Annotated in this window: 16 protein-coding genes; 12 read left to right on the top strand and 4 right to left on the bottom strand. The window is 74.7% G+C overall.

Annotated features, from left to right (window positions below; translation table 11 throughout):
- Nucleotides 1-9 precede the first annotated feature (9 nt).
- Both QOZ88_RS11060 and QOZ88_RS11055 read left to right on the top strand, forming a co-directional pair.
- On the top strand, nt 10-1,146 hold the full coding sequence (locus QOZ88_RS11060) for a D-alanine--D-alanine ligase family protein (protein WP_305999822.1): 1,137 nt from the start codon (nt 10-12) through the stop codon (nt 1,144-1,146).
- Nucleotides 1,143-1,817, top strand: coding sequence for a hypothetical protein (locus QOZ88_RS11055; protein ID WP_305999821.1), 675 nt, complete (start codon nt 1,143-1,145; stop codon nt 1,815-1,817). The genes QOZ88_RS11060 and QOZ88_RS11055 overlap by 4 nt, the downstream gene beginning before the upstream one ends.
- Before the next feature lie 14 nt (nt 1,818-1,831).
- On the opposite strand, the gene QOZ88_RS11050 is transcribed toward QOZ88_RS11055, so the two are convergent.
- On the bottom strand, nt 1,832-2,392 hold the full coding sequence (locus QOZ88_RS11050) for a DUF3515 domain-containing protein (RefSeq protein WP_305999820.1): 561 nt from the start codon (nt 2,390-2,392) through the stop codon (nt 1,832-1,834).
- A gap of 11 nt (nt 2,393-2,403) precedes the next feature.
- The gene (locus QOZ88_RS11045) at nt 2,404-2,637 is read right to left on the bottom strand and encodes an Lrp/AsnC ligand binding domain-containing protein (protein WP_305999819.1); all 234 of its coding nucleotides are present in this window, start codon (nt 2,635-2,637) and stop codon (nt 2,404-2,406) included.
- 92 nt (nt 2,638-2,729) lie between these two features.
- Between QOZ88_RS11045 and QOZ88_RS11040 the strand changes: the two genes are divergently transcribed.
- The 3 genes from QOZ88_RS11040 to QOZ88_RS11030 are packed head-to-tail and all read left to right on the top strand — an operon-like array spanning nt 2,730 to nt 4,892.
- Nucleotides 2,730-3,770 carry a thiamine-phosphate kinase gene (locus QOZ88_RS11040; RefSeq protein ID WP_305999818.1) on the top strand — a complete coding sequence of 347 codons (1,041 nt, stop codon included), beginning with the start codon at nt 2,730-2,732 and terminating at the stop codon, nt 3,768-3,770.
- Nucleotides 3,754-4,278 carry a GNAT family N-acetyltransferase gene (locus QOZ88_RS11035; protein WP_305999817.1) on the top strand — a complete coding sequence of 175 codons (525 nt, stop codon included), beginning with the start codon at nt 3,754-3,756 and terminating at the stop codon, nt 4,276-4,278. Before QOZ88_RS11040 ends, QOZ88_RS11035 begins: the two co-directional genes overlap by 17 nt.
- Nucleotides 4,266-4,892: a cytidylate kinase-like family protein gene (locus QOZ88_RS11030; protein WP_305999816.1), complete on the top strand. Its 627-nt coding sequence runs from the start codon at nt 4,266-4,268 to the stop codon at nt 4,890-4,892. Before QOZ88_RS11035 ends, QOZ88_RS11030 begins: the two co-directional genes overlap by 13 nt.
- Before the next feature lie 138 nt (nt 4,893-5,030).
- Here the strand turns inward: QOZ88_RS11030 and QOZ88_RS11025 are convergent, their stop codons facing one another.
- Both QOZ88_RS11025 and rpmB read right to left on the bottom strand, forming a co-directional pair.
- Nucleotides 5,031-5,219 carry a hypothetical protein gene (locus tag QOZ88_RS11025; protein ID WP_305999815.1) on the bottom strand — a complete coding sequence of 63 codons (189 nt, stop codon included), beginning with the start codon at nt 5,217-5,219 and terminating at the stop codon, nt 5,031-5,033.
- A gap of 1,375 nt (nt 5,220-6,594) precedes the next feature.
- The gene (gene rpmB, locus QOZ88_RS11020) at nt 6,595-6,777 is read right to left on the bottom strand and encodes a 50S ribosomal protein L28 (RefSeq protein WP_454970731.1); all 183 of its coding nucleotides are present in this window, start codon (nt 6,775-6,777) and stop codon (nt 6,595-6,597) included.
- 180 nt (nt 6,778-6,957) lie between these two features.
- On the opposite strand from rpmB, the gene QOZ88_RS11015 reads away from it, so the two are divergent.
- The 7 genes from QOZ88_RS11015 (at nt 6,958) to rpmF (ending at nt 13,479) form a co-directional block, all read left to right on the top strand.
- Complete coding sequence (locus tag QOZ88_RS11015; protein ID WP_305999813.1) at nt 6,958-8,556, top strand: DAK2 domain-containing protein; 1,599 nt, start codon at nt 6,958-6,960, stop codon at nt 8,554-8,556.
- 7 nt (nt 8,557-8,563) lie between these two features.
- On the top strand, nt 8,564-10,744 hold the full coding sequence (gene recG / locus QOZ88_RS11010) for an ATP-dependent DNA helicase RecG (protein WP_305999812.1): 2,181 nt from the start codon (nt 8,564-8,566) through the stop codon (nt 10,742-10,744).
- The gene (gene rsmD / locus QOZ88_RS11005; RefSeq protein WP_305999811.1) at nt 10,741-11,295 is read left to right on the top strand and encodes a 16S rRNA (guanine(966)-N(2))-methyltransferase RsmD; all 555 of its coding nucleotides are present in this window, start codon (nt 10,741-10,743) and stop codon (nt 11,293-11,295) included. The genes recG and rsmD overlap by 4 nt, the downstream gene beginning before the upstream one ends.
- Nucleotides 11,292-11,777 carry a pantetheine-phosphate adenylyltransferase gene (gene coaD / locus QOZ88_RS11000; RefSeq protein ID WP_305999810.1) on the top strand — a complete coding sequence of 162 codons (486 nt, stop codon included), beginning with the start codon at nt 11,292-11,294 and terminating at the stop codon, nt 11,775-11,777. Before rsmD ends, coaD begins: the two co-directional genes overlap by 4 nt.
- Nucleotides 11,774-12,451 (top strand): hypothetical protein, encoded by a 678-nt coding sequence (locus QOZ88_RS10995; protein WP_305999809.1) that lies wholly within the window; start codon nt 11,774-11,776, stop codon nt 12,449-12,451. Before coaD ends, QOZ88_RS10995 begins: the two co-directional genes overlap by 4 nt.
- Nucleotides 12,452-12,671: 220 nt before the next feature.
- The gene (locus QOZ88_RS10990) at nt 12,672-13,298 is read left to right on the top strand and encodes a YceD family protein (protein WP_305999808.1); all 627 of its coding nucleotides are present in this window, start codon (nt 12,672-12,674) and stop codon (nt 13,296-13,298) included.
- A 1-nt stretch (nt 13,299) separates the two neighbouring features.
- The gene (gene rpmF / locus QOZ88_RS10985) at nt 13,300-13,479 is read left to right on the top strand and encodes a 50S ribosomal protein L32 (protein WP_014377519.1); all 180 of its coding nucleotides are present in this window, start codon (nt 13,300-13,302) and stop codon (nt 13,477-13,479) included.
- Nucleotides 13,480-13,481: the final 2 nt, after the last annotated feature.

Raw genomic sequence — 13,481 nt, 5'->3', positions numbered from 1 at the left:
GTCGCGTCGATGAGCGGACAGCGGGGCAGGGTGCGGGTGGCGGTCGTCTTCGGCGGGCGCAGCGAGGAGCACGCCATCTCCTGCATCTCGGCCGGGAGCGTGATGGCCGCGCTGGACCCCGAGCGCTACGAGGTGGTCCCGGTGGGCATCGCCAAGGACGGGCGCTGGGTGCTGCCCGACCCCGGCCAGCGGCTCGCCCTCGCCGACGGCGCGCTGCCCGAGGTCACCGGCGGCACGGCGGTCTCCCTGGTCGGCGACCCCGAGGCCCGCGGGCTGGCCGTCCTCGAGCCCGGCGCGGCGGTCGGGCGGGCGCTCACCGAGGTCGACGTCGTCTTCCCCGTCCTGCACGGGGCCTTCGGCGAGGACGGCACCGTGCAGGGCCTGCTCGAGATGACCGGGCTGCCCTACGTGGGCTCCGGGGTGTTCGCCAGCGCCGCCTCCATGGACAAGGAGTTCACCAAGAAGCTCCTCGCCGCGGCGGGCCTGCCCCAGGGCGACCACGTCGTCCTGCGCGACGAGCACGGCGCGGTGTGCGCGGACGCCGCCCTCCTCGGCGACGCCGAGCGCGAGCGCCTGGGCCTGCCGGTGTTCGTGAAGCCCGCCCGCGCCGGCTCCAGCATCGGCATCAGCAAGGTCACCGACTGGGCGCAGTTCCCGGCGGCCGTCGCGGCGGCCGCGGCGGTCGACCCGAAGGTGATCGTGGAGGCCGCCGTCCCCGGCCGGGAGATCGAGTGCGGGGTGCTCGCCGCGCGGGGCTCGGGCCTCCCGGAGGCGAGCCTGCCCGCCGAGATCCGGCTGCGACCGGGCGTGGACTGGTACGACTTCGCCGCGAAGTACCTCGACGACGCGGCGGAGTTCGACATCCCGGCCGATCTCATCCCCGAGCAGCTCGCCGCGGTGCAGGACATCGCGCGCCGCGCCTACCTGGCGCTGGACTGCCGGGGGCTGGCCCGCGTCGACTTCTTCCTGGCCACCGGGCCCGACGGCGCGGATCGGCTGGTGGTCAACGAGGTCAACACGATGCCCGGGTTCACGCCGATCTCGATGTTCGCCCGCATGTGGGCCGCCACCGGGGTCGAGTTCGCCGAGCTCGTGGACCGCCTGGTGAGCGGGGCGCTCGCCGGCGGCGCACGGCCGGGCCGGTGACCGCGGGGCGACCGGGCCGTGGCGGAGCCGCCACCTGGTCCCGGGTCGCCCCCGGGGTGGTCCTGGCCGCCTGCCTGCTCGCTGCCTGCGGGCGCGCGGTCGACGGCGTCCCGACGGCCGCGCCGCCCACCGACCGGCCCTCCTCTCCGCAGGAGCTGGAGGAGCTCGTCGTCCGGGAGGTGCCGTCGGGGTTGCCACGGTTGCCCGACGACGAGCTGGAACCGCCGGCCGGGGCCAAGCGGCTGGAGGACGTCGCCGCCTACGCGCCCGACCCGGAGCGCGAGCTGGCGGTGCTCGACGACTACGGCTACCGGTACGGGTGGGAGCGCTTCTGGGGGCGCGAGTCCGGCCCGATGACCGGCGTCTTCGTCGACCAGTTCGAGCAGCGGGCCGGCGCCGGCGCCTACGCCGAGGCCCTGGCCCGCAACGACGCCGAGCTCTACGGCGGCGTGCTCAGCGTGGACCCGCCCGAGCTGCCCGCGAACTGCCGGCTGCTCACCGTGGGCACCCCCGTGCCGGAGGCCGGGCTGGTCGACCCGGCGGCGTTCGCGTGGTGCTGGCACGGCGTCTTCAGCGTCTCCGTCACCGCCGTGGCCGGGTCGGTCGCCGACGCGGTGGAGGAGGTCGGCGCCGTCCTCGAGGAGCAGCTGGTGCTGCTGCCGCCGGCGTGAGGGCACGCGGGCGCTCAGGGGCCGGGAGCGGGCTCCTGGTACGGGAGGGCCTCGGCCAGCGGGACGGTCAGCGCCGTCACCGGGGCGCTGTCGACGCCGGGGGGCAGCCGCACCTCGACGTAGACGGGGCGGTCCACCGCCGTCCACACCGTCGCGTCGGGGTCGCTGGTGTCGACGTGCCACTGCACGCCGTTGATCTGGATGGCCGACGCCCCGACGGTCCAGCCGGCGGGCCGCTCGACGCCGCAGGTGAGCACCACCGGCGGCTCGCCCCAGGCGTAGACGAACGGGGTCTCGGACTGCACGCGGCGGGACGGCTCCCCGGCCAGCTCCAGGGGGAGGTTGCCCATCAGCGCGGTGCAGGCCTCCTCGGCCTCGGGGCCGAGCTCGGGGCTGTCCAGGTTGAGCGTCGGGAGGTCCTCGGGCCGCACGGGGGTGATCCCGTCGACGACGGCCGGGCCCTCGGCCTCGGGGGCGGGCTCCTCGCCGAGCACGTTGACCAGCACGACGAGCGCGATCACCACCGGGAGGGTGGCCGCCGTGATCAGGATCGCGGCCCGGCGCAGCGGGTCCACGGGGCGAGCGCTCAGATGTTGACGACCGGGCAGGTCAGCGTCCGGGTGATTCCGTCCACCGACTGCACCCGGGCGACCACGAGGCGGCCGAGATCGTCGACGGTGTCGGCCTCGGCGCGCACGATGACGTCGTACGGGCCGGTGACGTCCTCGGCCTTCGTGACACCGCTGATCTCGCTGATCGTCGAGGCGACCTGGGCGGCCTTGCCGACTTCGGTCTGGATGAGGATGTAGGCGTGGACCACGGGAGATCCTTCCTCCGGCAACAGTGCCGAGACGTCGTCCCCGCCGGCTGGCGGACTCGTCGGCAACCTACCGCAGCGACTGGAGAGCATCGATGAGCCGACCCCGCCCCCTGGTCCCGCGCGGCGATCCGGCCGACACCGTGCGGGTCGTCGGGGAGTTCGGCGTCATCGCCCGGGTGCTGGCCCGGTCGGGCACCGCGGCGGCCGCCGAGGTCGGGCCCGGCGACGACGCCGCCGTCGTGCGCACCCCCGACCGGCGGGTCGTCGCCACCACCGACGTGCTCGTGGAGGGGCGGCACTTCCGGCGCGACTGGTCCTCGGCCGAGGACGTCGGGCACAAGGCCGCCGCCGCCAACCTGGCCGACGTCGCGGCGATGGGCGCACGGACGACGGCGCTGGTCGTCGGGCTGGCCTGCCCGCCGGACACGCCCACCAGCTGGCTGGAAGGGGTCGCCACGGGCCTGGCCGACGAGTGCGCACCCCAGGGGGCCGCCGTCGTCGGAGGGGACACCGTGGCCGCCGCACCCGGCAGCACCGCCGTCGTCCTCTCGGTCACCGCGCTGGGCGACCTGGGCGGCCGGGCGCCCGTGCTGCGCTCGGGCGCGCGGCCCGGCGACGTCGTCGCGCTGGCCGGGCGGCTGGGGTGGTCGGCGGCCGGGTTGGCGGTGCTGCGCCGCGGCTTCAGCAGCCCGCTGGCCGTGGTGTCGGCGCACCGGCGCCCCACGCCGCCGTACGCGGCGGGACAGGTGGCGGCCGACGCCGGCGCCACAGCGATGTGCGACGTGAGCGACGGGCTGCTCGCCGACGCCGGGCACGTCGCGGAGGCCAGCGGCGTGGTGCTCGACCTGGACCGCGCGGCGCTGGTGCGGGCGTGCCTGGAGCCGGTGGGTCCGCTGCAGCAGGTGGGCTCCGCGCTCGGGGTGGACCCGATGGCCTGGGTGCTCAGCGGCGGGGAGGACCACGCGCTCCTGGCGACCTTCCCGCGCAAGGCCCGCCTGCCCGAGGGCTGGACGCCGGTGGGGCTGGTGCGGCCGGGGAAGCGTGGGGCCGGGGTGCGGGTGGACGGGGTGGAGGCCGCCGACGCGCTGGCGGCCGTGGGCGCGGAGAGGGCGGGGCATGTGCACTTCGGCTGAGCAGGTGCTGCGGAACGGGGCGGCGGTGCGGCTGCGGCCGCTGCCCTACGAGGACCCCCTGGCGCAGGTGCTGGTCGAGCAGGTGCAGCAGGAGTACGTGGCGCGGTACGGCGGCCGCGACGAGGCCGTCGTCGACCCGGGGGAGTTCCGGCCGCCGGCCGGGCTCTTCCTCGTCGCGGAGGTGGACGGCGTGCCGGCCGGCTGCGGCGCGTGGCGGGCCTACCCGCCGGGTGGCGTGGAGATCAAGCGCGTCTACGTGGCGCCGGGGTTCCGCCGGCGGGGGCTGGCCCAGGTGCTGATGGCGGAACTGGAGGAGACGGCGGCCCGCGCCGGGCACCGGTCGGTGGTGCTCAACACCGGGCAGCGGCAGCCGGAGGCGGTGGCGCTGTACCGGGAGCTGGGCTACGCGCCCGTGCCCGGTTACGGGGTCTACGCCTGCTCGCCGGAGGCCGTCTTCCTGGGCAAGGAGCTGCCGGTGCACGAGGAGGAGCCGACGTGGGCGTCGTGACGATCTCGGCCCCCTACGGCGCCGCGGGGGCGGAGGTGGCGCCGGCGGTCGCCGCGCGGCTCGGGCTGCCGTTCCACGACCGTGCGATCCCCGCTCAGGTGGCCGGGCGGCTGGGGGTGCCGGTCGAGGAGGCCGAGGCCAACGACGAGACGGTGGTGCGCGGGCTGTGGCGGCTGGTGGCGTCGCTCGGCACCATGCCCGACCCGGTGGGCGGGGTGGTGCCGGGGGCGCCGCTGCCCGACACCCGCGCCTACCGGGAGCAGACCGAGCGGGTGCTCGCCGAGCTCGCGGCCGGGGATGGCGGCGTGGTGCTCGGCCGGGCCGCGATGGTCGTGCTGGCCGACCGCGCCGACGCGCTGCACGTCCGGCTGGACGGCCCGCGGGAGCGGCGGCTGGCCGCGGCGGTCGCCCGGTCGTGGCGGCCCCGCGAGGAGGTGGCGCGGGAGATGGCGGCCAACGACCGGGCACGCGAGGCCTACGTGCGGCACTTCTACCGTCGCGACCCGGCCGATCCCCGCCTCTACCACCTGGTGGTGGACGCGACGGCGTTCCCGGTGGAGACCGTCGTCGACCTCGTGGTGGCGGCGGCGCGCGGGCGGGGCATCGGCCGCTGAGGCGCTGCGTGGACCAGCGACAGTCGATGTGGCCGCCCTCAGCCCTGATCCGACGTAGGACGTCGATGACGGCGCGATGGCGGGTCTACGCGACGAAGAAGCTGCGGATCACGCCCCTGACTCCAGTCCCAGGGGCACCTACCTCCCTCTGCGCGTCCGGACGACGGCGTAGGCGAAGAGCAGGATGCTCCCGAGACCAAGCGCACCGAAGACGGTGTACTCACCGCGCTCACCCTCCCCGGTCTGGCCGTAGACAAGGGCCAGCACGCTGATCATCAAGACCACCCCGAAGAAGGCGATCAGTCGTGTCGGAACTCGAGGTGTCACGGCGTCACGTACTCAGCGCCGAAGCGGAGGCAGTGCCAGCGACAAGGCATGCGCCGGCGCCGACGGCGGTCATTCCTGACACTCGAACATCTCTCCTGCAGAGATAGATCCGTACTCGAGCGCGAAGCCGATCCAACTCGAGCAGCCGACGCTCGCGCTGATCCGGTTCGACGCCGCACAAGGACACCGCCAGGATCGCGCCCTGCGGGGTCGACCTAGTTGATGGGTTGCTGTTGGCGCAAGCGGGTGGTCGGTGGCCGGGTCGTATCAGCGCCGACCGAAGTCGGTGATGGTGTTGCTCGGGGCGCTTATGCCGCCGGCGGACTCGTTGGTGTGGAAGAGGCTGACCTCGGAACCACTTCGCCGAGCGACCTGTTCCCGGCGGGCGGCCACATGTTCACCTCCTAGACTTAATGACGAGGTAGAAGAACATGCCCAAGAAGAAGAGGCCCGCCACACCCGCCACGGTCAGCAAGATCCGATCACCTCCCTCCTGAGAGGGCGCCATAACAAGGGCGAAAATGCTCGCTATCGTACCGAGCGTCAAAGTGGCAGCTAAAGGGAAAGGCATCCTCGGTCTCATGGCGTCACGTACTCTATGCCGCACCAACCGCCCACACCACCGGCGACGCAGGCGAGCCCTCACTGCGGCGGTCTGTCGGTCCAGCCCGGACGCTCGTTGTTCACGCGAGTCAAGCTCATCGCTTGCCCGAATACCGATCCCTGAAGGCGAAGATCGCTACTGCAGTACTCACTAGAGTCAAACTGAAAGCGGCAGCGGTGAACACCTCGTGACTGCCACTCAGAATGCCGAGCGGTAGTACGTAAAGTGCGAGAAGTATGGCGTTCCGCCAGGTGTGGTCACTTTTCTGGCTATCCAGCTGTCGTCGATCCGTGCAGAAGAGGGTGGCATGGAGGGTCAGCGACAACAGCCCTCCGACGAGCGCGAGCAGGGCCAGTGGGTCGCTCCTGTTCATTGCATAGGCGACTGCGCCTAGTGCGGCACACGATGCACCCCACAGCAGTCTTGCAATGGACCTGCCATTCATGCTGACACTTGCACGGAGCTGCGGTCTACGCATTGTGTCAACTCCTTCGACGAGGTCGCGCCCGGATTGGCGTGTCGGATGACAAGGTGTTGACTGTCTGTTGAGTTCGGTGGCCAGTCGCTGACCTGCGTGGGTGCGCGCACCAAATCTTCGAGCGGGCCCCGAGGCGGTGTCGCAGCTCAGGGTCGTTCGGCCGCTCGCGGGCGGTGACGGTCGCGCACGCCGTCCCCCTCTGCCGTCGTTCGGCGTCCGCACATGGAGGAGCCCCGGAGGTCGGTGACCTGCGGGGCTCCTCCATGTCCTGCGCCCCCCTCAGGGGGCCTACGTCACGCGCGGGCGACCTTGCCGGCGCGGATGCACGAGGTGCACGCGTTGATCCGGCGACGGTTGCCGGGGGCGATCAGCGCCCGCACGGACTGGATGTTCGGGTTCCAACGGCGCGGCGTGCGGCGGTGCGAGTGCGACACCGACATACCGAAACCGGGGCCCTTGCCACACACATCGCACACGGCAGCCACGGTGGATCACTCCCAGAAGAATCGTTCACAGACGGCGGGGCAAGGCAGCACCCGCATCAAGACCGTCCAGCAGTCTAACCGCTCCGCGGACGTGGTGTCGCAGCGCCCTCCGGACGGGGCCCGCGGCTCGCGGGGCCGGGCCGTGTCGGTGCCGGTGGGTAGCCTGCTCCCGTGCTGACGGCGCTGGACGACGCCGCGGTCGGACAGTGGTGCCGGGCCGCGGTCGAGGCGCTGTCCGACTTCCGGGCGCGGCTCGACGACCTCAACGTCTTCCCCGTCCCCGACGGGGACACCGGCACCAACCTCCTGCACACCGCCGAGGGCGCGCGGGCGGCGTTGGACGAGGCGGCGCCCGGCGAGTCCACCTGGGCGGTCGTGGCGCGCGGTGCGGTGCTCTCCGCGCGCGGCAACTCCGGCACGATCCTGGCCCAGCTGCTCCGCGGGCTGGCCGACCAGCTCGCCGACCAGCCCCCGGCCGACGGCCCCGTCCTCGCCACGGCGCTGCGCAAGGCCGCCGAGAGCGCCTACACCGCCGTCGCCGACCCCGAGGAGGGCACCTTCCTCACCGTCGCCCGGGCCGCCGGTGAGGCAGCCGTCACCGCCGTCGACGAGAGGCGCACGGCGCTCGCCGACGTCGTCGGGGCCGCGGCCGACGGCGCGCACCGCGCCCTGGAGGGGACCCCCGACCAGCTCGCCGCGCTGCGCGAGGCCGGGGTGGTGGACGCCGGCGGTGCCGGGCTCTCCCTCGTCCTGGACGCCCTCGTCCGCACGGTCACCGGCGTGCAGCCGGTGCGGCCCGCCCTGGCCCGCCGTGCGCACCGCCCGCACGACCACGTCCACACCCCGCACCAGCCGCCGCCCGGGCCGGGCAGCGAGGTCCAGTACCTGCTCGCCGACGCCGACGAGACCTCTGTCGCTCGCCTCCACGAGCGGCTGGCCGAGCTCGGCGACAGCCTCGTCGTGGTCGGGGTGGACACGCCGACCGGCCGGGAGTGGAACGTCCACGTGCACGTCGCGGACGTCGGCGCCGCCATCGAGGCGGGCATCGAGGCCGGCCGCCCGCACCGCATCACGGTCACCCCGCTGGCGCCGGTGCCCCCGGCGGCGCCGGCCCCGGGGGTGCGCGCGGTGGTCGCGGCCGTGCACAGCGAGGGCCTGGCCGAGCTGTTCCGCGCCGAGGGTGCCCGGGTGGTCGTCTGCGACGCCGGGGGCATCACCGAGGACGACCTGTACGACGAGATCGTCGCCGCCGGCGCCCAGGAGGTGGTGGTCCTCCCGGACGACGCCGGCCTGCACGCCGCCGCCTCCCGGGCGGCGGACCGGGCGCGCGAGGCCGGCCGCGAGATCGGCGTGGTGCCGACGCGCTCGCCGGTGCAGGGGCTGGCGGCCCTCGCCGTCGCCGACCCGCAGCGGCGCTTCGGCGACGACGTGATCGCCATGGCCGAGGCCGCCGCCGCCACCCGGTGGGCCGAGCTCGCCGTCGCCGACCAGGAGGCGCTGACCTCCGCGGGCCGGTGCCACCCCGGTGACGTGCTCGGCTCGGCCGAGGGCGACGTCGTGGTCATCGGCGCGGAGTTCGGCGCCGTCGCCTGCGACCTGCTGGACCGGTTGCTCTCCGCGGGCGGGGAGATGGCCACGCTCGTCGTCGGGCCCGACGAGGCGCTCGGCGACGCGGTCTGCGCCCACCTCTCGTCGGCGCACCCCACCGTCGAGGTGGTGCGCTACGGCGGCGGCCCCGGCTCGCTGCCGCTGCAGATCGGGGTCGAGTGAGGTGGCGGTGACGCTGGAGACCCCGCTGGCGAAGGTGCTGGGGCCCAAGACCGCCACCGGCATGGCCGATCAGCTGGGCCTGCACACGGTGCGCCACCTGCTGCGCCACTACCCCCGCCGATACGCCCGGCGCGGTGAGATGGCCCGGCTCGACGACCTGCAGCCCGGCGACCGCGTAACGGTGCTCGCCCAGGTGAAGACCGTGAGCACCCGGCCCATGCGGCAGCGGCGCGGCACGCTCACCGAGGTCACCGTGGGCGACGGCGCCAGCACCATGAAGCTGGTCTTCTTCAGCCACCGGCACGCGCGCCTGGCGCCGGGAGTGTGGGGCATGTTCGCCGGCACCGTCGGCACCTACCAGGGCAAGCTGCAGTTCACCCACCCCGACATGCACCTGCTCAGCGGCGACGATGACGACGACGACTGGGCCCGCGAGCTGGTGCCGATCTACCCGGCCAGCAAGGACGTCTCCAGCTGGGTGATCCAGAAGTCGGTCAAGCTGCTGCTCGGCGGTGCGGGCAACCTCGCCGACCTGGTCGCCGACCCCCTGCCGGAGGAGATCCGCACCCGCCACGCGCTGCTGTCGCTGCCGGCGGCGCTCCTGGACATCCACCGCCCCACGACCGCCCAGGACGTCGAGCGCGCCGAGCGCCGGCTGAAGTGGGACGAGGCGCTCACCCTCCAGCTCACCCTCGCCGCCCGCCGCCGGGCCGCCGCCCTGGAGCCGGGCACCGCGCGCCCGCGGAAGGCCGGCGGCCTGCTCGACGCGGTGGACGCCGCCCTGCCGTTCGCGCTGACCGACGGCCAGCGGGCCGTGGGGGAGGAGCTCGCCGCCGAGCTCGACCGCGACCAGCCGATGCACCGCCTCCTGCAGGGCGAGGTGGGCTCGGGCAAGACGGTGGTCGCCCTGCGCGCCATGGCGCAGGTGGTGGACGCCGGCGGCCAGGCCGCTCTGCTCGCCCCGACCGAGGTGCTCGCCGCCCAGCACGCCCGGGGCATCCGCGCCCTGCTCGGCCCGCTCGGTCGCGCCGGCGAGCTCGACGGCGACCCCGCCGGCACCCGCGTCACCCTGCTCACCGGCTCGCTCAAGGCCGCGGCCCGCCGCGAGGCCCGCGCCGAGGTGGCCGAGGGGCGGGCCGGCATCGTCGTCGGCACGCACGCGCTGCTGCAGGAGGGCGTGGACTTCGCCGACCTCGGGCTGGTCGTCGTCGACGAGCAGCACCGCTTCGGCGTCGAGCAGCGCGACGCGCTGCGCGCCAAGGGCAGTCGGCCCCCGCATGTGCTCGTGATGACCGCGACGCCCATCCCGCGCACCGTCGCGATGACCGTCTACGGCGACCTCGAGGTCTCCACGCTGCGGCAGCTGCCCAGCGGTCGCGGGGGCGTCGCCAGCTCGGTGGTGCCGGTCGTGGAGAAGCCCGGCTGGCTCGACCGCGCCTGGGAGCGGCTCCGCGAGGAGGTCGCCGCCGGCCGCCAGGCCTACGTCGTCTGCCCCCGCATCGGCGACCTGCCCGGGGACGAGCCGGAGGACGCCGACGGCGCGCCGCCGGAGGAGGAGGGCCGCAGCGACCGCCGGCCGCCGCTGGCCGTCCTCGACGTCGCCGAGGCGCTGCGCGCCGGCCCGCTGGCCGGCCTGCGCCTGGAGGTCCTGCACGGGCGGATGACCCCCGAGGAGAAGGACGGCGTCATGCGCGCCTTCGCCGACGGGGCGACCGACGTGCTGGTGGCCACCACCGTGGTCGAGGTGGGGGTCGACGTGCCGAACGCCACGGTGATGGTGGTCATGGACGCCGACCGGTTCGGCGTCAGCCAGCTGCACCAGCTGCGCGGCCGCGTCGCGCGGGGCAAGCACGCCGGGCTGTGCCTGCTGGTCAGCGACGCCCCGACGTCGTCACCGACCGGGCAGCGGCTGGCCGCGGTCGCCGCGACCTCCGACGGCTTCGAGCTGGCCCGGCTGGACCTGGAGACCCGGCGGGAGGGCGACGTCCTCGGCGCCGCCCAGTCCGGCCGCCGCTCCGGCATCAAGCTGCTCTCGCTGCTGGAGGACGAGGAGCTCATCGCCGAGGCGCGGGCGGAGGCGACCGCGCTGCTGGCGACCGAGCGCGGGCTCGCCGACCACCCCGGGCTCGCCGCCGAGGTCGCGGCCCTGGCCAGCGACGAGCGCGCCGAGTGGCTCGAGAAGGCGTGACCAGGATCATCGCGGGGCTCGCGGGTGGCCGGCGGCTGCAGGTACCTGCGACGGGAGTCCGGCCCACCGGCGACAAGGCCCGCGGCGCCCTGTTCAACTCCCTGGGCTCGCTGGTCGACCTCGAGGGAGCCGCGGTCCTGGACCTCTACGCCGGCTCCGGCGCCCTGGGCCTGGAGGCGCTCTCCCGCGGCGCGGCCACCGCGGTCTTCGTCGAGTCGGGATCGCGGGTGCTGCCCGTGCTGCGGGCCAACCTGGCGGCGGTCGGGCTGCCCGGGGGGCGGGTGGTGGCCGGCTCCGTGCCCGCGGTCGCCGCCGGCCCGGCACCGCAGGCGTTCGACGTCGTCCTCGCCGACCCGCCCTACGACACACCCGCCGCGGAGCTCCACGAGGTGCTCCGCGCCCTGGTCGCGGGGGAGTGGCTGGCCCCCGGGGGCGTCGTCGTGGTCGAGCGCCCCAGCCGGGAACGGGTGTGGGAGTGGCCGACACCCCTGGACGGTCTGCGCGAGCGGCGCTACGGCGAGGCCGTGCTCCGGTACGGTCGGCGTCCGTGAGGCGTGCCGTCTGCCCAGGTTCCTTCGACCCGGTGACCAACGGGCACGTCGACGTCATCAACCGGGCCGCCGGGCTCTACGACGAGCTGGTCGTGGCCGTGCTGGTGAACCCCGGCAAGGCGGGGCTGTTCTCCGTCGAGGAGCGCATGGAGCTGCTCCGGGGTGCCGTCGCCGACCTGCCCAACGTGCGCGTGGACAGCTTCGAGGGCCTGCTGGTGGACTACTGCCGCGCCCACGACGTCCCGGTCATCGTCAAGGGCCTGCGCGCGGTCAGCGACTTCGAGTACGAGCTGCAGATGGCGCAGATGAACCGCGAGCTGGCCGCCGTCGAGACGCTCTTCGTGCCGACCGCCCCGCAGGTCGGCCACCTCTCCTCCAGCCTGGTCAAGCAGATCGCCACCTTCGGCGGCGACGTCTCGCGGCTGGTGCCCGAGGCCGTCGACGACCGGCTGCGCGAGCGGGCCCGCGAGAGGCGCTCGTGACCCGCCCCGGCCGTGGCCACACCACCGAGGTGGTCTACCGCCTCTACGAGACCGTCGACGAGCTGACCACGGTCATCGAGAACGCCCGCAGCGTGCCGATGTCGAGCTCCTGCATGGTGCCCCGTGACCACGTGCTCGACCTACTCGACGACCTGCGGGAGTCGCTGCCCGAGGACGTGCAGGCCGCCGGCGCGATCGTCGAGCAGCGCACCGAGATCCTGCAGCAGGCGCAGGCCGAGGCCGAGCGGCTGACCGGCCGCACCCGCGCGGAGAGCGAGCAGCTGCTCGTCCAGGCCCGGCGCCAGCGCGACGAGATCGTCGGCACGGCCCGGCGGCAGCGCGACGAGCTGCTGGCCCAGGCCCAGGCCGACGCCGAGCAGATCCTGCTGGAGGCCGAGGCGGAGGCGCAGGCGCTGGTGGCCGAGGGGCAGCAGCACCGGGCCGCGCTCGTCGCCGAGGGCCAGGCCGAGCACGAGCGGCTCATCACCGAGACCGAGGTCTACCGCACCGCCGTCACCCGGGCCGACGAGCTCGGCGAGCAGTCGCACGCCGAGGCCGCGCAGATGCGGGCGGAGGTCGACGAGTACGTGGACTCCCGGCTCGCCGAGTTCGGGGCGACCCTGGAGCGCATGCTGCGCTCGGTGGACAAGGCGCGCAGCAACCTGCGGGAGTAGGTGAAGGACCGCCGTCCGCACGCTCGGGGTGGGCCCCTGGACCGTGGCCGTTCCATCCCGGCCGGGGCTCGCGCCGCGCCTCCGGACGGGGCCGCCGTGGTCGAGGCCACCCCTTGCCGCGCGGATCCCCGATCGCGATCGGGTAGTCTCGACCACCGGTCCGGCCGTCGGCGTCCCGCCCGGCTGACCACCCCTCCCGCACCCGACCGCGAGTACCGACATGCCTGCCGCTTTCCCGAACCGCCCCGGCGCCGCCTCCCCCGAGGACCGGCGCCCCTCGGCCAACCCCTGGAAGGTCGACCTCCGGGAGCTGGGCCGGCGCGCGGGCAGCCTGCACGAGCTGGACCGGACGGCCCCGGCGCCGGAGGGCTGGGGCCTGGAGCTCATCCGGGTCCCCGGCGGCGCCGAGGTCCACCTGCGGCTGCGGCTGGAGTCCGTCATGGAGGGCGTGCTGGTCTCCGGTGACCTCGACGTCCCGGTCGTCGGCTCCTGCGCCCGCTGCCTCGAGCCGATCGAGGACACCCTGGCGCTGGACGTCCAGGAGCTGTACGCCTACGCGGGCAGCACTACCGAGGCCACCAGCGAGGAGGACGAGGTGCGCCGCGTCGAGGGCGACTTCCTCGACCTCGAGCCCCTCGCGCGGGACACCATCGTGCTGAGCCTCCCGCTCTCGCCGGTGTGCGACGAGGACTGCGGCGGCCTGTGCGTCGGCTGCGGCCAGCGGGTCGACGACCTGCCCGAGGACCACACCCACGAGGTGACCGACCCCCGCTGGGCGGCCCTCGCGGAGCGATTCGCTTCCTCGCCGGGCACCCCCGGCGAATCCACCACCCCAGAGGAGAACTGACGTGGCCGTTCCGAAGCGGAAGATGTCGCGGGCCAACACCCGCATGCGCCGGTCGCAGTGGAAGGCCACCGCGCCGACCCTGTCGCCGTGCCCGAACCGCGCCTGCGGCGAGCTCAAGCCCCCGCACCAGGCGTGCCCGACCTGCGGGCAGTACGACGGCCGCCAGGTCCTCTCGGTCTGACC

This window comes from Blastococcus carthaginiensis (assembly GCF_030731085.1).
In the GTDB taxonomy this organism is placed as follows: Bacteria; Actinomycetota; Actinomycetes; order Mycobacteriales; family Geodermatophilaceae; genus Blastococcus; species Blastococcus carthaginiensis.
The sequence above is the reverse complement of the archived record's forward strand: the minus strand, read 5'-3'. Positions and strand labels throughout refer to the sequence as shown.

Coding starts and splice junctions, on each gene's coding strand:
- QOZ88_RS11060 (WP_305999822.1), top strand. CDS start 10: ATGAGCGGACAGCGGGGCAGGGTGCGGGTGGCGGTCGTCTTCGGCGGG.
- QOZ88_RS11040 (WP_305999818.1), top strand. CDS start 2,730: ATGAGCCGACCCCGCCCCCTGGTCCCGCGCGGCGATCCGGCCGACACC.
- QOZ88_RS11035 (WP_305999817.1), top strand. CDS start 3,754: ATGTGCACTTCGGCTGAGCAGGTGCTGCGGAACGGGGCGGCGGTGCGG.
- QOZ88_RS10990 (WP_305999808.1), top strand. CDS start 12,672: ATGCCTGCCGCTTTCCCGAACCGCCCCGGCGCCGCCTCCCCCGAGGAC.